General features: G+C 44.5%; 15 protein-coding genes. 8 read left to right on the top strand and 7 right to left on the bottom strand.

Annotated features, from left to right (window positions below):
* Positions 1-81 precede the first annotated feature (81 nt).
* The 5 genes from R7Z77_RS11425 to leuA all read right to left on the bottom strand — a co-directional run bounded on the left by R7Z77_RS11425 (position 82) and on the right by leuA (position 6,121).
* Positions 82-864: a DUF547 domain-containing protein gene (locus R7Z77_RS11425; RefSeq protein ID WP_318136666.1), complete on the bottom strand. Its 783-nt coding sequence runs from the start codon at positions 862-864 to the stop codon at positions 82-84.
* Between the two features lie 335 nt (positions 865-1,199).
* Complete coding sequence (leuD, locus tag R7Z77_RS11420) at positions 1,200-1,802, bottom strand: 3-isopropylmalate dehydratase small subunit (protein ID WP_005383071.1); 603 nt, start codon at positions 1,800-1,802, stop codon at positions 1,200-1,202.
* 11 nt (positions 1,803-1,813) lie between these two features.
* Positions 1,814-3,214, bottom strand: a complete 1,401-nt coding sequence (leuC, locus tag R7Z77_RS11415; RefSeq protein WP_033906033.1) for a 3-isopropylmalate dehydratase large subunit — start codon at positions 3,212-3,214, stop codon at positions 1,814-1,816.
* Between the two features lie 185 nt (positions 3,215-3,399).
* Complete coding sequence (gene leuB, locus R7Z77_RS11410; RefSeq protein WP_054574254.1) at positions 3,400-4,491, bottom strand: 3-isopropylmalate dehydrogenase; 1,092 nt, start codon at positions 4,489-4,491, stop codon at positions 3,400-3,402.
* 82 nt (positions 4,492-4,573) lie between these two features.
* Complete coding sequence (leuA, locus tag R7Z77_RS11405; RefSeq protein WP_005379685.1) at positions 4,574-6,121, bottom strand: 2-isopropylmalate synthase; 1,548 nt, start codon at positions 6,119-6,121, stop codon at positions 4,574-4,576.
* A 517-nt stretch (positions 6,122-6,638) separates the two neighbouring features.
* On the opposite strand from leuA, the gene R7Z77_RS11400 reads away from it, so the two are divergent.
* The 8 genes from R7Z77_RS11400 (at position 6,639) to R7Z77_RS11365 (ending at position 17,464) form a co-directional block, all read left to right on the top strand.
* Positions 6,639-7,436 (top strand): SH3 domain-containing protein, encoded by a 798-nt coding sequence (locus R7Z77_RS11400; protein ID WP_047101941.1) that lies wholly within the window; start codon positions 6,639-6,641, stop codon positions 7,434-7,436.
* A gap of 152 nt (positions 7,437-7,588) precedes the next feature.
* Entirely contained in the window at positions 7,589-8,137 is a 549-nt protein-coding gene (locus tag R7Z77_RS11395) for a phosphatase PAP2 family protein (protein ID WP_258510021.1), read from the top strand.
* 3 nt (positions 8,138-8,140) lie between these two features.
* A complete protein-coding gene (locus R7Z77_RS11390; protein WP_054576647.1) occupies positions 8,141-9,187 on the top strand; it encodes an MJ1255/VC2487 family glycosyltransferase in 1,047 nt (348 codons plus the stop codon).
* Between the two features lie 553 nt (positions 9,188-9,740).
* Positions 9,741-10,700, top strand: coding sequence for a LysR family transcriptional regulator CalR (calR, locus tag R7Z77_RS11385; RefSeq protein WP_005379693.1), 960 nt, complete (start codon positions 9,741-9,743; stop codon positions 10,698-10,700).
* Between the two features lie 294 nt (positions 10,701-10,994).
* Complete coding sequence (locus tag R7Z77_RS11380; protein WP_033906039.1) at positions 10,995-12,803, top strand: AMP-dependent synthetase/ligase; 1,809 nt, start codon at positions 10,995-10,997, stop codon at positions 12,801-12,803.
* Between the two features lie 449 nt (positions 12,804-13,252).
* Positions 13,253-14,977, top strand: a complete 1,725-nt coding sequence (locus R7Z77_RS11375; RefSeq protein ID WP_005379695.1) for an acetolactate synthase 3 large subunit — start codon at positions 13,253-13,255, stop codon at positions 14,975-14,977.
* Position 14,978: 1 nt separating this feature from the next.
* Positions 14,979-15,473 carry an acetolactate synthase small subunit gene (ilvN, locus tag R7Z77_RS11370; RefSeq protein ID WP_005379697.1) on the top strand — a complete coding sequence of 165 codons (495 nt, stop codon included), beginning with the start codon at positions 14,979-14,981 and terminating at the stop codon, positions 15,471-15,473.
* A gap of 110 nt (positions 15,474-15,583) precedes the next feature.
* The gene (locus tag R7Z77_RS11365) at positions 15,584-17,464 is read left to right on the top strand and encodes a diguanylate cyclase (protein ID WP_318136665.1); all 1,881 of its coding nucleotides are present in this window, start codon (positions 15,584-15,586) and stop codon (positions 17,462-17,464) included.
* Positions 17,465-17,518: 54 nt separating this feature from the next.
* Here R7Z77_RS11365 and R7Z77_RS11360 read toward each other — a convergent pair whose 3' ends face one another.
* Together R7Z77_RS11360 and pykF are read right to left on the bottom strand one after the other, a co-directional pair.
* Entirely contained in the window at positions 17,519-18,205 is a 687-nt protein-coding gene (locus tag R7Z77_RS11360) for a GntR family transcriptional regulator (RefSeq protein ID WP_081008270.1), read from the bottom strand.
* Positions 18,206-18,365: 160 nt separating this feature from the next.
* On the bottom strand, positions 18,366-19,778 hold the full coding sequence (gene pykF / locus R7Z77_RS11355; protein WP_005392243.1) for a pyruvate kinase PykF: 1,413 nt from the start codon (positions 19,776-19,778) through the stop codon (positions 18,366-18,368).
* Positions 19,779-20,102 lie beyond the last annotated feature (324 nt).

Below are 20,102 nucleotides of genomic sequence, written 5' to 3'. Positions count from 1 at the left end.
GTCTTAGTCTTTGAGTTGCCTGTGTCTTTAGCTTTTGGCCTATCATGTCCCTAATGCTAATTGACCTCACATCCCCCCAGTTTAGTTGGCTTGATTCAAGTCCCAATCGTATTCGTATTTCACTTTGCCAGAGAAGTTTTTGTATTGCGGAGCATACTTTGCGATGTGTTTGAAGATTTGTTTTTCTCCACCAAAGTCCGTTGCAAACCAATCATAAATAGAAGACAGCTGTGCCGTGTTACCTTGGATAGATACGCCTTTGCTGCTGTTGATAAATGTTTTGGCGGCACTATCCAGTAGAGCTTGCGTGTTGTCAGCAGTGAATGCTTGAGATTGCAGATTAGGGCATCCTAGGCTGGCACAGTTAACCGCGTAATGCGTTCTTGGGTCATTCCAAATTGGACGCAAAATTCGATGTTCAATATCGTTTAAAGTTAGATCCTTCCCATTGACCACGACCACATCGTCTCCCCAAGGACCAAAGCTAAATAAACCACCTAGCTTGGTGATTGATTCGACTGGATAGTTATCCAAAATAAGATCTACCGTGATGGCGTTGTAAAGGTTTACCCAATAGGCATATTGCTCTGCTTGGTTGTATTGTAGAGGGTCTAGTTTTGCCAAACGCTGGATGTATTGTTTCAGCTTAGTTTTATCGACAGAGGAGACTTGGCTATAACGAAACAAGGTATTCTCGCCTTGTTCAACTAAATAAGTATCGAGCAGTTGTTGCCATTCTTGATGAGAAATTTGGGTTTGGTTGGCTTGATCCGATTGTTTCCAATATGGCCATAAGTCGGATTTAGGCGCGGACAATGTCGAGAAAGAAACCAGAGCACACAACAGCAATAACAGACGCTTCATAGAGATACCTTTGAATGAGATATTGTTGATAGTGTAGACCAGTTTAGTGCTTGTTTTCTTTCAGTAATCAGTGGCCTTTATTCGCTGTCATTCCGAGGAGCATAAGCGATATCAGGAATCTAATACCCACAAACTCTTGAGTAAAGACAGTATGAATCTGTACAGTGCGCTCTGGTAGTCGATCCTGAATCACGTTCCTTCGTCGCTGTTCAGGATGACGAATTTCAACAGAGGCGTTCGGTATTCTGTAAGCAAAGCGATATGAGATCAGTCACCCAAAACAAATCAAGGGCCGACAATTGCCAGCCCTTGATTTGTGTATTTACTAACGCGTCTTAACGCAAGAAGCTTGGAATATTCGCTTCGTACTCAGCAATCTTATCTTCGTGTTGAAGGGTTAGGCCAATGTTGTCCAAACCGTTTAGCAAGCAATGACGACGGAACGAATCGATTTCAAAACCATATTCTTTGCCGTTGGCACGAACGACATTCGCTTCTAGGTCGACCTCGACTTCTGCACCTTCATTTGCCTCAACAAACTGGAAGATTTCATCCACTTCTTGTTCAGTCAAACGAACTGGCACCATTTGGTTGTTGATCGAGTTGCCGTAAAAAATATCGGCAAAGCTTGGTGCGATCATCGCTTTGATGCCGTAATCCGCTAGTGCCCACGGTGCGTGCTCACGAGATGAGCCACAGCCGAAGTTTTCACGAGCCAGCAAGATAGACGCGCCTTGGTAGCGAGGTGCGTTCATCACGAACTCTGGATTTGGCTGTTCGCCAGCATCGTCTAGGAAGCGCCAGTCATGGAATAGGTGCTTACCAAACCCTAGGCGGGAGACCTTTTGTAGGAACTGCTTTGGAATGATGGCATCAGTATCAACGTTCGCTGCATCTAGAGGAACAACTAAGCCTGTGTGTTGTTTAAAGCCTGACATTGGTTTGCTCCTTAGTCTAGTTCACGAATATCTACAAAGTGACCAGCAATTGCTGCTGCCGCTGCCATCGCAGGGCTCACTAGGTGGGTACGGCCATCACGACCTTGGCGGCCTTCAAAGTTACGGTTTGAAGTAGACGCACAACGTTCATGTGGGCCCAAACGGTCATTGTTCATTGCTAGACACATCGAGCAACCTGGTAGGCGCCACTCAAAGCCCGCTTCTTTAAAGATAACGTCCAAGCCTTCCGCTTCTGCTTGCGCTTTTACTTGCTCAGAGCCAGGAACGATCAGCGCTTGAACGTGAGGCGCGACTTTGCGACCTTTCGCTACTTCAGCGGCTGCGCGCATGTCTTCGATACGTGAGTTAGTACAAGAACCAACGAAGACTTTATCGACGTTGTAATCAGACAATGACTTGCCTGCCTCTAGGCCCATGTAAGCCAATGCTTTTTCTGCCGATGCTTTTTCTACTGGGTCGGCAAAGCTTTCTGGTGCTGGGATAGGTTGGTCTACCGCGATCACTTGGCCTGGGTTAGTACCCCAAGTGACTTGTGGTCTGATATCCGCTGCGTTTAGTGTCACGACTGCATCAAACTGAGCATCATCGTCCGTTTTTAATGTCTTCCAGTATTCTACTGCTGCATCAAAGTCGGCACCTTGAGGTGAGAATTTACGGCCTTTGATGTATTCGAACGTGGTTTCATCTGGCGCAATCAAACCGGCTTTCGCTCCTAGCTCAATCGCCATGTTACATACGGTCATGCGGCCTTCCATTGAAAGGTTTGTGATCGCTTCACCACAGAATTCAACCACGTAACCTGTACCACCCGCTGCTGTCGTTTCACCGATGATGGCTAGCACGATATCTTTCGCCGTGATGCCCGGATCCACTTTGCCTTTTACTTCGATCTTCATCGTTTTTGCGCGCGCTTGTTTTAGCGTTTGAGTTGCTAATACGTGCTCAACTTCAGATGTACCAATACCAAAAGCGAGAGAACCGAACGCACCGTGTGTAGCCGTGTGCGAGTCACCACAAACAATGGTCATTCCCGGTAGGGTAATACCAAGCTCTGGGCCCATAACGTGCACAATACCTTGGTATTTGTGGTTAATGTCGTAAAGCGTAACACCAAACTCTTCACAGTTTTTCGATAGCGTTTCCATCTGGATACGTGCCATCTCACCGGATGCGTTGATGTCTTTGGTGGTTGTTGAAACGTTGTGGTCCATGGTGGCAAAAGTTTTGCTGACCTGACGCACTTTACGACCTTTTTCACGCAAGCCGTCAAATGCTTGCGGAGACGTCACTTCATGTACCAAGTGACGGTCGATGTACAAGATTGGGTTTTCCCCTTCTGCTGCGACGGCAACGTGTGCGTCGTAGACTTTTTCGTATAATGTTTTGCCCATTGTTTGCTTCCTTTCCTCGTCGCCTTTGCCGCAATAACTGCGTTAGCGGCACCCATTTATCCAGTTATTTAGCGAACTAAACGCCTTAATATAAATGGGCTTGCTGCCTTGCTATTGCACCAATGACTTAGAGGAAAGCCATTGGTTGACCGAGGATTTAGTATTTATTATTAATCTGTTTTGTATTAAGAGTTTAAGATGTACTCAGCGATCTTATCGCCCATCTCAGACGTCGAAAGTGCTGGGTTGTCACCAGCAAGGTCACCCGTTAGTTCCCCCGCTGATAGCGCTTTTGAAACTGCCGTTTCGATGTCTTGTGCCGCCGTTTCCTCACCTAGGCTATAACGTAGCATCAGTGCCGCAGACAGGATTTGTGCCACTGGGTTAGCGATGTTCTTACCTGCGATATCTGGTGCACTGCCGCCTGCTGGCTCGTACAGACCGAATTTGCTTTCGTTTAGACTTGCTGACGGCAACATGCCCATAGAGCCAGTGATCATCGCGCACTCATCAGAAATGATGTCGCCGAAGATGTTTGAACACAGCATCACGTCGAACTGTGCTGGGTCTTTGATAAGCTGCATAGTCGCGTTATCAATGTACATGTGTGACAACTCGACATCTGGGTAGTCTTTTGCGGTTTCTTCGACTACTTCACGCCATAAGATAGAGCTTTGTAGAACGTTCGCTTTGTCGATAGAGCACACTTTCTTGCGACGTAGACGAGCAGATTCAAAAGCGATTTTTGCAATACGTTCGATCTCAAAGCGGTGGTACACCTCAGTATCAAATGCTTTTTCTGTTGCGCCTTCACCTTCACGACCTTTCGGTTGGCCGAAGTAGATACCACCCGTCAGTTCACGGACTACCACGATGTCAAAGCCGCGACCCGAGATGTCTGCACGTAGCGGTGAGAAAGCTTCAAGACCTGAGTGAATTTGCGCTGGACGTAAGTTACAGAACAGTTGGAAGTGTTTGCGTAGTGGCAGTAGGGCACCGCGTTCAGGTTGGTCATTTGGTGGTAAGTGCTCCCACTTAGGGCCGCCAACCGAGCCGAATAGGACTGCATCAGACTCTTCACATGCTTTTATTGTGCTCTCTGGAAGTGGGCAACCGTGATTGTCGATCGCGATACCACCTACATCATGCTCGTCACGCTCAAACGCAATACCATGTTTCTTTTCGATTGCATCCAATACTTTATGTGCCTGCGCCATTACTTCCGGGCCAATGCCGTCACCGGGTAGGACGGCAATTTTGTACGATTTGTCTGTCATGTTAATCCTTTAAGTTTTCTAATTTTGAGCTTAATTATTTCAACGAGCGTGTTCTTTCCTGAGCCGTGTAGCCCGGTTGTTATTACACAGTCGCAATCTTTTTCTGCTTCATTTCTTCGATTTTATCTGCACGATGAATGCTGTTAATAACGTGCAATAATGCTTGGCCGGAAGCCTCAACGATGTCGGTGGAAACACCCGTACCGTGGTATTTGCGACCTTTGTAGTTGGCAATGATGTCTGCTTGACCCAAACCATCTTCACCTTCACCTTTCGCGGTTAGGTCGAATTTATCCAGAACGATGTCGTAGCCTGTCACGCGGTAGATACATTGGTATAGCGCATCAACTGGGCCATTACCGACCGCTGCTTCACACATTTCTTCATCACCGCATTGCATTTTGATGCTGGTGGTAGCCATTACGCTGCCAGACTGCACGCTTAGGTAGCTCAATTTGTAGAAGTCATCTTCTTCACGCAAGTTCGAGAAGTGCATTAGGGCTTCTAGGTCGTAATCGAACACTTGGCCTTTGCGATCAGCAAGTTTCAAGAAATCCGCATACAGCGCGTCTAGATTGTACTCGTCTTCGTTGTAACCCATGGTATCCATATGGCTCTTCACGGCAGCGCGACCGCTGCGGCTGGTTAGGTTCAGAGCTTGGTTTTTTAGGCCAATAGACTCAGGGGTCATGATTTCGTAGGTATTCTTATTCTTCAACATGCCATCTTGGTGGATGCCTGAAGAGTGGCTAAACGCATTTGCACCCACAATTGCTTTGTTGCTTTGAATAGGCATATTGCATAGCTGGCTAACCAACTTACTGGTGCGGTGAATTTCATCATGCTTAATGCCAGTGTGAACGCCCAAAAACTCTTGACGAGTCTTGATGATCATTGCGATCTCTTCAAGTGAACAGTTACCCGCTCGCTCTCCAATGCCATTGATCGTGCCTTCTATCTGACGTGCGCCAGCTTGAACGGCGGCAATAGAGTTGGCAACTGACATCCCCAAATCGTCGTGACAGTGAACGGAGATGATCGCTTTATCAATGTTCGGAACGCGGTTAAATAGGGTTTCAATAATCCCACCAAACTCACTTGGTACGGTGTAGCCAACGGTATCTGGAATGTTGATTGTACTCGCACCTGCATTGATGGCGGCTTCTACCATGCGACATAGGTTGTCGATTGGAGTACGACCAGCATCTTCACAAGAAAACTCGACATCATCAGTGTAGTTACGTGCATGTTTAACGGCGTTGACTGCCATTTCTAGTACATCGTCGTAGCTGCGGCGTAGTTTGTCTTCTACGTGAATGGTGGAAGTGGCTAAAAACGTGTGAATACGGAATTGGTCAGCCACTTTTAATGCTTCAGCGGCAGCATCAATGTCTTTCGCAACGGCACGCGAAAGGGCACAAACTCGACTGTTTTTTATGTTTTTTGCGATGGTTTGTACAGACTCGAAATCACCTGGTGAAGAGATTGGGAAGCCAGCTTCGATAACATCAACGCCGAGTCTTTCCAGCGCATAGGCAATCTGCAGTTTTTCTTTAACCGTCAAGCTTGCTGACAACGCTTGCTCGCCATCACGCAATGTGGTGTCGAATATAATGACCTGATCGTTCATGTTTGCTTCCTTCCTGATTTCTGCACTTTTGCGCAAGTGAATCGTTTACTTCCAGTATTTAGATATAAAAAAACCCGCATTCTCATGCGGGTTCTTAGAAATTGGTGTGGTTATTTTTCTTCCACAGCCTACCCGCGCGAACTGGTCACGATCAGGAGGAGGCTAAGCAGGATAGAAAAATGCGCTGACATAGTTGTTAAGCTTTCCACATAATTAAGTTAACAAATTAGTACCGCACTCCATGAAGCGCGTCAACCCTAAAGTCGATTTTTTATTCATATCGGATGAGTCTTTTCGTTTGCTTGAAAAAAATGATGCACTAAGTGAAACGACATGATGCGATAGAAACGTGCTAGAAGAAGTAAGTTCTCATCAAGTTTGCGACGTTTCATTACCAAAACAAGCATCGGGATTGCGACTTTTCACACAAAGGTCCGAATTGTTTGGCAAAAGTTTTGAATGACCATTTATAGTAGTGCAGTTGCACTAGGTAAAAGAAATAAGGGTTAGGGAAAGAATGAGGTTAACAAAACAATTTGGACGTTCAGCCATAGTATTTACTCTGGTCAGCTTGTCGGGTTGTCAGCTGTTTCAATCGCAGACCTATGTGGAAGTGGCTTCCCCCGTTGTTATGAATGATCACTCGCAGAGCGTCATGGTTATCAATGATCAAATGGATCGATTTTTGAGTTATGAGGGACGCGAATCGTTCTTGAATCAGATGCTTGTTGCCCTTGAGTCTGACAGCCGAAATAAGTTCAAAGGTAAAGATCCGGAAACGTATTCTTGGTGGAAGATCCGCGTTCAACCTAGTGAGAAACAGCAAGCGGAAGTTTTCCGACCAACCACTGAAGGTGTCGATACTTCAAACCCAGTAGAGTTTATGGATGTTTCTTACCGCTCTAAGACCACATTAAACCTACGCTCTAAACCGAGTCTTGAAGGGGCAAAGCTTGGCGTATTATCGAAAGGGGAAGTCTTTAATGTGCTAGCAAAAGTGGTTGATCAACCTTGGTTTCTCGTTGAACAGAAAGGAGTGATAAAAGGTTATGTCCATAAGGATTATGCGCGCAGCAATGTGATAAATCGTGACATTTTATCTACTCAGCCTAACCCTCTACTAGAGCCTAAATCGAGTAAAACGGAGCAAACGAGTATAGAGCATGAACTGTCGGGAAACTATACTTGCCGCTCACTGAGCTATGAGCTTACAAAAGATGGCGACATGACGACGGGCTCTTTGCGCGCCTGCCGCAAGAAGAGAAAAGTCTGGTATATAGACACCCCTCAACCGCAACCAGCAAACCCTTCTTAATGTTCTATTTTTATGGTTATGCCCAATAGATAAATTGTTGGGCACACCTTAATTTGGCCTTTGTCATTAATTGTCCAAATTCCCGTCATGCTGTTGTCACCTAAACCTCCTACTTTTCACACAAAGGCGTTGTCAAAGTAAGGAAAGGTCACATGCGAACCATAGAGACAATTACACAGCCAATTGCAACCATTGCTAAGTTTGATTTAGCGCTCTCTAGTGTTTGTCTTAAGCACCGTTTTAATCAACAAGTCGCCAATATCAGCAAAGGAGTCTCCCACAGTGGTGACGGGCATCTTTACTTGGTGTTGGGTTTATTAGCTTGGTATATAGATAAGGAGCAAGGAGTCTGGTTTTTACTGGCGGGTTTACTTGCTTTTGCTATCGAGCTACCAATTTATTGGACGCTGAAAAATAGTTTTAAGCGTCGTCGCCCTGAAGAGCTTAGTGCACTCCTTCCTGCTTTTATTACTCCCTCCGATCGCTACAGTCTTCCTTCAGGACACACTGCCGCTGCGTTTGTCATGGCGACGCTGATTGACCATTTCTATCCGAGCCTAGGCGTTGCTGCATTCTTTTGGGCAAGTTTAATCGGAACCGCGCGAATCTTATTGGGTGTGCACTTTTTTACCGATGTCATCATTGGTGCACTGCTTGGCAGTCTTTGTGGTGGATTAGCGATTGCGATGTTAGGAGGCTAATTGATGAAAATCTTGTACGGTGTTCAAGGGACAGGAAACGGACATATTGCACGCGCAAGGGCGATGAGTCATGCGTTTAAAGAGCACAATGTTGAGGTCAACTTTTTGTTTTCTGGGCGAGCGCCGGAAAAATACTTTTCAATGGAAGCATTTGGCGATTACCAGACTCGCCGAGGCTTCACCTTTATTACCGAAAAAGGCTCTGTAAACTACGCGAAAACAGCATTGAATAACAATTTGGTGCAGTTTTTCAAAGAAGTTAAGCAACTCGATCTGTCGTCCTACGATCTTATCATTAATGATTTCGAACCTGTGACTGCGTGGGCAGCGAGACAACAAAATAAGCCTTCTATTGGTATTAGCCACCAAAATGCTTTCCGTTATCCGGTGCCACTAAAGGGAGCAAGTTGGTTAGATAAATCCGTCATTGAATACTTTGCGCCTTCTCAACATCACCTTGGTTTGCATTGGCATCATTTTGATCAACCTTTGTTACCACCAATAGTGCATACCGTCGATAGCCAAGCAGAAAACGACGACTTCGTGTTGGTGTATCTGCCGTTCGAATCGATAGAAGATATCTCGGACTTATTGTTCCACTTTAATCAACAAGCGTTTATCTGTTATCACCCGGATGTGATCGAATGTGAGCAGGTAGAAAACATAGAACTGCGCCCTTTATGCCACAGCAACTTCCAGCATCATTTGCATCGCTGTAGTGGTGTCATTGCTAATGGTGGGTTTGAGCTTCCTTCAGAAGCCTTGTCTTTGGGGAAAAAATTGTTACTAAAGCCACTCGCGGGTCAATTCGAGCAGCAGAGCAATGTTGCGACCTTAGAAGATTTAGGGCTTGCGATGTCGATGGAGAGCTTAGACATTTCCGCAGTACGCCAGTGGCTAAAGGAGCAACAAGCCGAAAGTGTGAAATACCCAGATGTTGCTCAGGCTATTGTTCATTGGGTACTGCAAGGTGCATGGGATTCAAAAGCAGAGTTATCCAGACAACTGTGGGAGCAGGTTGATTTTCCAAGTTACGTGTCGAACATTTAAGTACGTTGTTCAGTACACTGTTCCTTCCATTTTTGACACGATTTTGTTGCAGCCTTTCTGTTTAGAAGGCTGCATTTTTATTCTTCCTCTCTCATTTCTATTCAGTGTGTATTTGCTGATAATTTGACTGATAAGTGCAAAATTCAATCAGAGATATAGCTGTCATCTGTTGTTCTTATTCCAACTAATAACTGAGCTAAATGCATGCTTGTGTTGACCGCCTGTCCTATCAATTTGCTAAATACGTCCTCAAAGAATGCATTTTTACGTGTTTTATAGTTTTTTATGTTTTTATCAAGTCTTTGTTATTTAATAAATAAATACCTAATTGGCTAAAATTTACTGATTAAATATCAATCTAGTTGCGAAACCGCAATCGATTAGTTGATAGTACAGTTCGAGCCGGAAGTATCCGGACGATAAATATAATAAAAAGTTAGGTTATCTATTCGTAAAATGATTCGAATCCAGCCGCCGTCTTTTGTGCGAGATGGGATTCTATTCGTTATGAATTTAATGAACAAAGTTGACGATTACAAAAGAGGCGCACTCAATGTTAGAGAAGAAAGACGCGATGAGCGCAATTGCTAGCTACCGTATGGAAAGCACTTTGCGTGGTGTAGATTTAAACCTACTGACTGTATTTGATGCTGTAATGCAAGAGCAAAATATTACTCGTGCAGCACATAACCTAGGCATGTCTCAACCGGCGGTAAGTAACGCCGTGGCACGCTTAAAAGTGATGTTTAACGACGAGCTATTCATGCGCCAAGGCCGTGGTATTCAGCCTACGCAACGAGCACGTCAACTGTTTGGTCCTATTCGCCAAGCACTGCAGCTGATTCGCAATGAACTTCCTAGCTCCGTATTCCAGCCAGAATCTTCGACTCGCTTATTCAAGCTTGCTATTTGCAGCCCTTGCGACATGCGTTTTGCTCCGAAGATCATGGCAAAAGTGAATCAACAAGCACCAAACGTTCAGCTTCACCTAGATGCAGAATTTGACCGTTTGTTGTCTGAGCGTATGCGCTACCAAGAAATTGATTTCGTGATCGACTACGCTCGTTTTGATGAGCAAGGTTTCTCAAGTACTGAAATCTTCAAAGATGAATTAGTGGTTATCGCATCAAAAACACACCCACGCATTCAAGGTGGTGTGACGGCTGAGCAACTGCTTAACGAAAAGCATGCGAAGTTATCGAAAGTGCATGGCCAACGTAGTTTCTCAGAGCAAGCGTACCGTGAACTGGATTGCCAAGCGGCGTATGAAGGTTCTAGTTTAAGCAACCTACTATACGTGGTGGGTCAATCTGAGCTTGTGACTATTGCACCACGTTGGATGGCGGAAAATGCGGTAAACAGCGATCAACTGCAAATTCTTGATTTCCCATTTGCGAACAAAGAAATCAGCGGCTTCTTAAGCTGGCATGAATCAAGCGAAAAAGATAAAGGCCACATTTGGCTGCGCGATCAACTGATGATCACTTGTGGTGAAGTCGTTGCCGCAAAATAAGATGACGTTTGGTCTTCTCGATTAGACCATATTGGTAATCATCAATTTTTACAATTCATTGGTCCCCGAGCGATTTTTGTCTCTCGGGGCTTTTTGTTTTCGTAATCAACAATCGAAACAGTAAGTTAAATAGAGTAATCATTCAGCAATTTGAGTTACGTTACGCGACGTATAAGTGATAGTTGTCTCTTATTAGTGATAAGTTTGATACTGGTCAGTTGCGTTTTAGCAAGCCGTGAGTACACTTGTTCGCTCAATTAGCTTACGCCTGTAAGCCAAAAGGTAAGTAAAAGAATGGCCAAGTTAGATTTTCATATCGTTAAACGTATTCGTGAACAAATTGCGAACGGTGGTACACGCGTTGCACTCAAGCATAAAGTGGGTGAGGAGTGGCAAGGTATTACGTGGACGCAATTTGGTCAGCAAGTTGATGCTTTATCACTTGCACTTTTGGCTCAGGGATTAGGAGTCCAAGATAAGATCGGCATTTTCTCGAACAACATGCCGCAATGGACGATCGCTGATATCGCAGCACTGCAATTACGCAGCGTGACAGTACCTATTTACCCAACCAATACTGCCGCTCAGTCGGCGTACATCATTAACAATGCAGACGTCAAAGTTCTGTTTGTTGGTGAACAGCCTCAATTTGATGCAGCCGTGAGCATTTTCGACCAGTGCGAACAGTTAGAGCTCATTGTTGCGATGTCTGATGATATAGAACTTGGCGATCATGATTTCGTTATCTCTTGGCAAGCATTTGTTGCCAAAGGCGACACTACATATCAAGTTGAATTGGATGCGCGTTTAGATCAGGCAAAAGAAGATGATCTACTCACGCTGATCTACACCTCGGGTACAACAGGGCAGCCAAAAGGCGTTATGTTGGACTACGCAAACATTGCGGCGCAATTGGAAGGGCACGATCAGCGCTTGAGCCTTTCTCAAAGTGACGTGTCATTATGTTTCCTTCCGTTGTCACACGTATTTGAGCGCGCTTGGACCTTTTATGTATTGTACAAAGGGGCGACCAACTGCTATTTGCAAGACACCATGCAAGTACGTGATGCACTGAGCCAGGTGCGACCTACCGTGATGTGTGCCGTACCGCGTTTCTATGAGAAGATCTTCTCTGCGATTCACGAGAAAGTGTCTCGCGCGCCGATTCACCGTAAGATCATGTTTACTTGGGCAGTCAACATGGGCGCAAAAATGGCCGCTTGTCATCAAGAAAAACGTCAGCCATCGCTCTTGCTGCGTAAGTCATACGCTTTGGCGGATAAGTTGGTTCTGAGCAAACTGCGTGCGCTACTTGGCGGGCAAATCAACTTTATGCCTTGTGGCGGTGCAAAGCTGGATGAAACCATCGGTCGATTCTTCCATGCGATTGGTATCAACGTTAAGTTGGGCTACGGTATGACTGAAACCACGGCGACAGTATCGTGTTGGGATGATAAATGTTTTAACCCCGACTCTATTGGTATGTCGATGCCTGGCGCACAGGTTAAGATCGGCGAAAACAACGAGATTCTGGTTCGTGGTCCAATGGTGATGCGTGGCTATTACAAAATGCCAGAAGAGACGGAAAAGACCTTTGATGAGCACGGTTTCCTAAAAACGGGCGACGCTGGTTACATTGATGAAAATGGCAACTTGTTCATCACCGACCGTATCAAAGAGTTGATGAAAACTTCAGGTGGTAAATACATCGCTCCACAAATGATTGAAGGTGCGATTGGTAAAGACCACTTTATCGAGCAAATCGCAGTCATTGCGGATACTCGTAAGTTTGTTTCTGCGCTTATCGTGCCTTGTTATGACTCGCTAGAAGAGTACGCAAAAGAGCTGAATATCAAATATCACGATCGCGTTGAGTTGATTAAGCATCACCAGGTGGTCGAAATGCTTGAGAAGCGGGTGAACGATCTTCAAAAAGAGTTGGCAAAGTTTGAACAAGTGAAGAAGTTTAAACTGTTACCAAGAGCTTTCTCTATGGATGATGGTGAGTTAACGCCAACTCAAAAACTTCGTCGTAAAGTCATCAATGACAAATACCAAGATGAAATTGAAGAAATGTATAAGGAAAAGTCGGATAAAAAGTAACTTAAGCTGACTTAGATTTTATATTGATGAAAAAATCCCCAGTGATGTGATCGCGCATTGCTGGGGATTTTTGTTTGTATTGATTTTTTCTGTTCTGCTCGTCAAATAACGCTATTTCGCACCCTATAGCTAAAACCTTATGAAATAATGTTCTTTTTTTGAGCGTTAATTTTTTAGGTTGTACTGTGAAATAGGAGATGTGTGGCTGCTATTCCTACTAACATTCTAATTACTAGTATCTTGTTTAAAAAGTAGACCAATCTCTCATTAGACCCTTTGATAATAAAACGTTACATTTGTTGGGTAACCTTGCGGGATGTTATGACGAACGCAAGACATAGCCGAAAACGTGGAAGTATTTCGATTAGGCTACGAATAAGACCTAGACTATGTAAAACCAGACCAATCCGTTGACCTTACGGTGAGGAAACTGGCTAAGGAGAGCAATTATGACAGCAATGTTGTCAGGCGCAGAGATGGTGGTTCAATCTCTGATAGAAGAGCACGTAGAGCAGATCTTTGGCTACCCAGGTGGCTCTGTTTTGGATATCTACGATGCACTGCATGCCAAAACCGATCAAATCAAACACGTACTTGTAAGGCATGAGCAAGCCGCCACTCATATGGCAGATGGTTACGCTCGAGCTACCGGTAAACCGGGTGTCGTACTTGTGTGCTCGGGGCCGGGCGCGACCAATACCATTACGGGTATTGCAACAGCGTATATGGACTCTATCCCAATGATCGTTATCTCGGGTAACGTACCGAATAGCCTAATTGGTAATGATGCTTTCCAAGAGTGTGACATCGTCGGTGTCTCCCGCCCAGTGGTCAAACACAGCTTTTTAGTAAAAAAAGCGGAAGATATTCCTGAAACAATCAAAAAAGCGTTTTATATCGCGACTACAGGTCGACCTGGTCCAGTTGTGATTGATTTGCCAAAAGATGTGATGAACCCGCAAATCAAACTGCCTTATCAATATCCAGAAACGCTTTCAATGCGTTCTTACAAGCCGACAACTTCGGGCCATAAAGGCCAGATTAAAAAAGCGCTTAAATCGCTATTAGAAGCGAAAAAACCAGTGCTTTATATCGGTGGTGGTGCGGTGATTTCTGGCGCTCATGAACATATTTTAGAGCTTTCCGACAAACTGAACCTACCCGTTGTGAGTACTTTGATGGGCTTGGGGGCATTCCCGGGTACACATAAAAACTCACTGGGCATGTTGGGTATGCACGGCACTTACGAAGCTAATATGGCAATGCATGAAGCGGATCTTATTTTTGGTATCGGTGTGCGTTTTGATGACCGTACAACCAACAACCTTGAAAAGTACTGCCCAAACGCAAAAGTGATGCATATTGATATCGATCCGTCATCGATCTCGAAAAACGTGAAAGTGGATTTGCCGATCGTAGGTTCTGCGGAAAAAGTGCTGACAACCATGCTCGGGCTGCTTGCAGAGCAAGGTAGTGGAAATGATCAAGATGCTATCACTGCATGGTGGGATGACATTCAAGTATGGCGTGACCGCAACTGCTTGTCTTATGAAACGTCTCCAGAACGAATCAAGCCACAGCAAGTAATTGAAACGCTGCACAAGCTAACTAATGGTGACGCATATGTGGCGTCTGATGTGGGCCAGCATCAGATGTTTGCGGCGCTGTACTACCCATTCAATAAGCCGCGCCGTTGGATAAACTCTGGTGGTCTTGGCACCATGGGATTTGGTCTTCCGGCTGGCATGGGCGTGAAGTTTGCCATGCCACAAGAAGAGGTCGTGGTTGTGACTGGTGACGGCAGTATTCAGATGAATATTCAAGAATTGTCGACAGCCATGCAATACGACATTCCAGTGAAGATCATCAACCTGAACAACCGATTCTTAGGCATGGTAAAACAGTGGCAAGACATTATTTATCAAGGTCGTCACTCTAATTCTTACATGAGTTCTGTTCCTGACTTTGCAGCGATTGCAGAAGCTTATGGTCACGTCGGTATTCGTATCGAAACGCCTGATCAGCTCGAAGAAGGGCTACAAAAAGCGTTGGATATGAAAGATCGTCTGGTGTTTGTGGACATCAACGTAGACGAAACCGAACACGTATACCCGATGCAAATCAAAGGTGAGGGTATGGATAAAATGTGGCTAAGCAAAACGGAGAGAACTTAATATGAGACACATTATTTCATTGCTATTGGAAAACCAACCGGGTGCGTTGTCTCGTGTTGTTGGTTTGTTCTCTCAACGTGGTTACAACATTGAATCTTTGACGGTATCACCGACTGATGATGAAACCCTGTCGCGAATGAACATTACCACGACATCTGATGAGATGCAGTTGGAACAAATTCAGAAGCAGTTACACAAATTGATCGATGTGCTGAAAGTGCAAGAAGTCACCGAGTATGAGCACATTGAGCGTGAACTGATGATGGTGAAAGTGAAAGCCAGTGGTTTTGCGCGAGCAGAAGTGAAGCGGACGGCAGACATCTTTCGTGGCCAGATTGTGGATGTCACGGCTTCCCAATACACCGTACAACTTGCGGGTACGAGTGAAAAGCTAGATGCCTTCATTCAAGCGATATCCGAAGTGACCGAAGTTGTCGAAGTTGCTCGTAGTGGTGTCGTTGGCATTGCGCGAGGAGAGCGAGCCCTCAAACCTTAACTCTCTGATTGCATATAGAAAAGCCACTTAATCTAAGTGGCTTTTTTGTTTAGAAAATAACAATTAATGATATAATTGTCGTTTTAGTAAGCATGATAGGCATCAGACGTGTGAAAGTACCTAAGCGAGTCGGCACCTTATTGGCGACAGCACTATTTTTTAGTGCACTCACTGCCGCTTACTACTATCAGAAATATCTGACGTTGTTAGAAAACAATGTTGAGAACACCGCTCAAGAAGCGTTACATCAATTGGCCTATACTGGCCGTGAATACAGCAATATTCAGGATCAAATCGAAACGATCAGTGACCTACTTGGTCACAGCCAAAGTCTGTATGAATATCTGCGCCAACCTAACCGGGTGAACCGTTCCATCTTAGAAGACATGTGGATCTCGGTCGCAATCAATCAAAAGTTGTATAAGCAAATTCGCTTTCTTGATGTTTCTGGTCGAGAAAAAGTGAGGATTAATTATGAGATTGAAACAGGCGCTGCGTTGCCCGCGATCAAATTGCAAAATAAGTCAGAGCGAGATTACTTTCAATTCGCTAAGAACTTAGACGATGGTGAAATCGCTTCGTGGGGGATAGGTTTAGAACGAGAGTATGGCGAGTTAGTCTATCCCTATAGCCCGTCACTGCGTATTTTGATGCCTATTTCGCTTAAAGGAAAGCGCGAAGGGTATCTCGTCCTTAATGTTGATATTGACTATTTATCTTCTCGACTCAACTATTCGTCAGTGCTTGATTTCCATATTGAGCTGATTAAAAGTGACGGATTTTACATTGATAGCCCTAAATCAGCTCGTTTATATGGCCATATAATTCCCGCTCGCTCTCAATTTAATTTTGGCCGGATGTACCCAAACATTTGGCGTAGTTTAAATTCAAAAGATTCGGGCTATGCTTACAATGGTTCGAATTTGGTCGCGTATCGCACCATCCAGTTTGTTTCTAGCGAACCTCTTCATCTGGTTATTGATCTTACCAATGAGCAGTTATTATCCCGAGCTCAGAGGGATATTGATGACTTAATCCAAGAAGCGTTTTTTGTTCTAAGTTTGGTGCTCGGCTTCACTTTGCCGACGGCAGCCCTTGCTCTGCATTATCGGCGTCATAGTATGGAATCGAAGTTGGCTCGAGCTGCTCTTGATGGTATGACTGCGGTGATGATCTCGGATGCTTCACATAGAATCATCATGGTTAATCAAGAGTTTGAAAATATGATGGGTTACTCAACCAAGCATGCCCAAGGTTGGAGTGCACATCATTTAATTCTCTTACCTGAAGATCTCGAAGCAAACCTGAGTATCTGGAAAACACTGAAGAGTGGACACGTATGGGAAGGGGAGATTCGTTGTCGAACTAAGTTTAATCAAGTCTTTACTGCAATAATGCGTATTCAGGCGAATTTAACCAAATCAGGTAAAGTGAGTTATTACATTACGTCGCTGGTGGATATCTCTGGGCAAAAAGAGTTAGAAGAAAAATTACGAAACCTAAGCGAAAAAGATGGCTTGACGGGGTTGTGGAACCGCCGAAAATTTGAAGAGCAATTGGCGCAATATGCGGGGATTATTGAACGCTATCCTGATAGCCCTCCTGCTTGTTTGGCGTTGTTTGATATTGACCATTTTAAACGTATTAATGACGAGCTTGGCCACGACGAAGGAGACAAGGTGATTTGTAGTGTCGCAGAAACCCTCCTAGAAGAAGTCCGCAGCACAGACTTTGTATCTCGTGTCGGTGGTGAGGAATTTGCAGTGATTATGCCGCATACAACACTAGAAGAGGCTGAAATTGTATTGAACAGGCTACGTGTCGCGGTTCAAATGCGTAGTGATAGAGGCATTACTGTCAGTGCTGGGTATAGTGATTTAACCTCTGATCGTACAAGAACGTATAAACGTGCTGATATTGCTTTGTATGAGTCAAAAAGTGCAGGGCGTAACTGCGTATCGCTATGTCATAGTTATGATGATATTGCTTAGTGCTTTTACAAAAACGAAAAAACGGGGATAGACCCCCGCTTTTTAGTCTCAGCGTTATTCGCTAGCCAGTATGCGACATTGGTTGTCGATGGCGGCTTCGATACACTGTATTGACTGTCTCAAATAACGCTCTAGATAACCTAAAGCATCCTGACTCTTTTTGTCTAGCGATGCCTTCATCAGTATTTCTTGCTCATCGAGATTACAGTGCCCAGGGTTCCCTGTGCCTAAAATCTGCATCGCGAAGTATTGGTAGCGTTTAATTTGCGTGAGTAGATCGCGGAAAAACCCAAACATATTGACAGAGCCAGCACCTTCAAACAGCGCAGTAAGAAACTGATTTTGGCGCTCTTCCCATTCCCTCCAGCAAAAGCTTTCGCCAGGTTTTACTCGGGATAACTTGTGATAAGCAGTTAGTACATCCAGTTCCCATTTTTCATCGCCAATCATAATTGCCTTACTGAGTAAGCATGCGGAGACCATTTGCAGGCTTTCGTACAAGTCATGTAACTCATCTTTACATACAGGTGCAACCCAGCAGCCTTTTTGCGGCTCGAGTTTGACGTATTTGCTCCAAGATAATTGCACCAATGCTTCTCGAATGGGTGACGCTCCTAAGTTGTACTTCTCTTTGAGTTCGGCAACCACGAGTTTTTGACCTGGTTTAAGCTCGCCATCGAGAATATCCTGACGGAGCATTCTTAATACTTTGTCGGTAAGAGTGGGACTAGACACATACACCTCATAGAAGAAACTTTAATCGTGACGATAAAATTAAACAGTACGAAATTCTGATAGAGGTGAATAATACAATTAGCCTATTATGAGAGCAAGAAAGCCATATAAAAAAGGAGGGCATAAGCCCTCCTTCTCAAGAAACTGAAGTGTTAAAAGTTCAGTCTTATAGTACGTGTACAGAAGCTGTGTTCGTAGTACCTGAAGCAACTAGAGCGCCAGAAACCATAACAACGATATCGCCTTTGTTACCTAGACCTGATTCTAGAGCAAGTTCTTTACCCGCTACGTAGAATGCGTCAGTGCTTTCGATTGAATCAACAACTACAGGAGTAACACCTTTAGTTAGAACTAGCTGTGCAGCAGTTTTCTTGTTAGTTGTTAGCGCTAGAATGTTTGCAGTTGGGAAGTACTTACGTACTGAACGTGCAGACTTACCGCCTTCAGTTGCAACAACGATAAGTGGAGCAGCTAGTTTCTCAGCTGTGTCTACTGCACCTTTACATACTGCTTCAGTGATGCGTAGGCGTGGGCTGTCTAGACGAGAACCTAGTTCAGCTTTTAGCGCTGAGTCAGTACGGTTCGCGATTTGAGCCATGATAGTTACCGCTTCAACAGGGTATTTACCTTTCGCCGTTTCACCAGAAAGCATTACTGCGTCAGTACCGTCCATTACCGCGTTAGCAACGTCGCCTGCTTCCGCACGAGTAGGACGTGGGTTGTTGATCATAGAATCAAGCATTTGAGTTGCAGTGATAACCATCTTACGTGCACGGTTACACTTCTCGATCATCATTTTCTGAGCGAAGATTACTTCTTCAGCTGGGATTTCAACACCTAGGTCACCACGTGCAACCATGATGCCGTCAGAAAGCTCTAGGATCTCGTCGAAGTTATCAACACCTTCTTGGTTTTCGATCTTAGAGATGATGTGGATGTTCTCGCCGCCGTTTGCAGCAAGTACTTCACGGATTTCTTGAACGTCAGACGCTTTGCGGATGAAAGAAGCTGCTACGAAGTCAACGCCTTGCTCACAACCAAATTTAAGGTCGTTCTTATCTTTTTCAGATAGTGCAGGTAGGTTTACAGAAACGCCAGGAAGGTTAACACCTTTGTTTTCGCCTAGTGCACCGTTGTTAAGAACTTTACATTTAACTTCAGTTTCAGTCTTAGAGATAACTTCCATCTCGATTAGACCGTCGTCTACTAGGATAGTGTTACCTACGTTTAGGTCTGCAGCGAAACCAGCGTAAGTTACTGCAACTTTATCTTTGTTACCTACAACTGAAGTGTCAGTTGTGAAAGTGAATTCTTGACCTGCTACTAGATCAACATCGTTACCGCCTTCTAGCTTGATAGTGCGGATTTCTGGACCTTTAGTATCTAGAAGAATTGCTAGTGGTTTGCCAGTAGCTTCCATTACTTTACGGAAGTTCGCGATACGAGTGCCGTGTTCTTCGTAGTCACCGTGAGAGAAGTTAAGGCGCATTACGTTCATGCCTGCGTTAACTAGTTCAGTTAGCTTCTCTACAGATTCTGTTTTAGGGCCAATCGTACATACGATTTTGGTCTTTTTCATGGAAGATACTCTCCGGTAAGTATAGTTACAATTTGAAAGTCGGTTATTTACTCTGAAGTCAGGACGTTTTTGATGACATTTAGTACCTGTCACCCACCGATTTTTCGTCTCATTATTAGAACTTCAGATTCTGAAAGTCTTTCACCAAGTTTAGTCATTTTATGACTAAAAGATCGGCGAATTTGGTTACCTTTTTGTGACTAATCCCACTTTATATGCAGAAAGTTGCAAAAAAATAGCCTTCAATTCTGTAATTTTTTTTCTTTTCGGTGGCGAATTCTACCACTGAATGAATCCAATATCACTGTTTAAGAATTGTCTTAG

Source organism: Vibrio sp. 1401 (assembly GCF_033340295.1).
The sequence above is the reverse complement of the archived record's forward strand: the minus strand, read 5'-3'. Positions and strand labels throughout refer to the sequence as shown.

Coding starts and splice junctions, on each gene's coding strand:
- leuA (WP_005379685.1), bottom strand. CDS start 6,121: ATGAACGATCAGGTCATTATATTCGACACCACATTGCGTGATGGCGAG.
- R7Z77_RS11400 (WP_047101941.1), top strand. CDS start 6,639: ATGAGGTTAACAAAACAATTTGGACGTTCAGCCATAGTATTTACTCTG.
- R7Z77_RS11425 (WP_318136666.1), bottom strand. CDS start 864: ATGAAGCGTCTGTTATTGCTGTTGTGTGCTCTGGTTTCTTTCTCGACA.
- pykF (WP_005392243.1), bottom strand. CDS start 19,778: ATGAAAAAGACCAAAATCGTATGTACGATTGGCCCTAAAACAGAATCT.
- leuC (WP_033906033.1), bottom strand. CDS start 3,214: ATGGGCAAAACATTATACGAAAAAGTCTACGACGCACACGTTGCCGTC.
- R7Z77_RS11390 (WP_054576647.1), top strand. CDS start 8,141: ATGAAAATCTTGTACGGTGTTCAAGGGACAGGAAACGGACATATTGCA.
- calR (WP_005379693.1), top strand. CDS start 9,741: ATGTTAGAGAAGAAAGACGCGATGAGCGCAATTGCTAGCTACCGTATG.
- R7Z77_RS11395 (WP_258510021.1), top strand. CDS start 7,589: ATGCGAACCATAGAGACAATTACACAGCCAATTGCAACCATTGCTAAG.
- leuD (WP_005383071.1), bottom strand. CDS start 1,802: ATGTCAGGCTTTAAACAACACACAGGCTTAGTTGTTCCTCTAGATGCA.
- ilvN (WP_005379697.1), top strand. CDS start 14,979: ATGAGACACATTATTTCATTGCTATTGGAAAACCAACCGGGTGCGTTG.
- R7Z77_RS11380 (WP_033906039.1), top strand. CDS start 10,995: ATGGCCAAGTTAGATTTTCATATCGTTAAACGTATTCGTGAACAAATT.
- R7Z77_RS11375 (WP_005379695.1), top strand. CDS start 13,253: ATGACAGCAATGTTGTCAGGCGCAGAGATGGTGGTTCAATCTCTGATA.
- leuB (WP_054574254.1), bottom strand. CDS start 4,491: ATGACAGACAAATCGTACAAAATTGCCGTCCTACCCGGTGACGGCATT.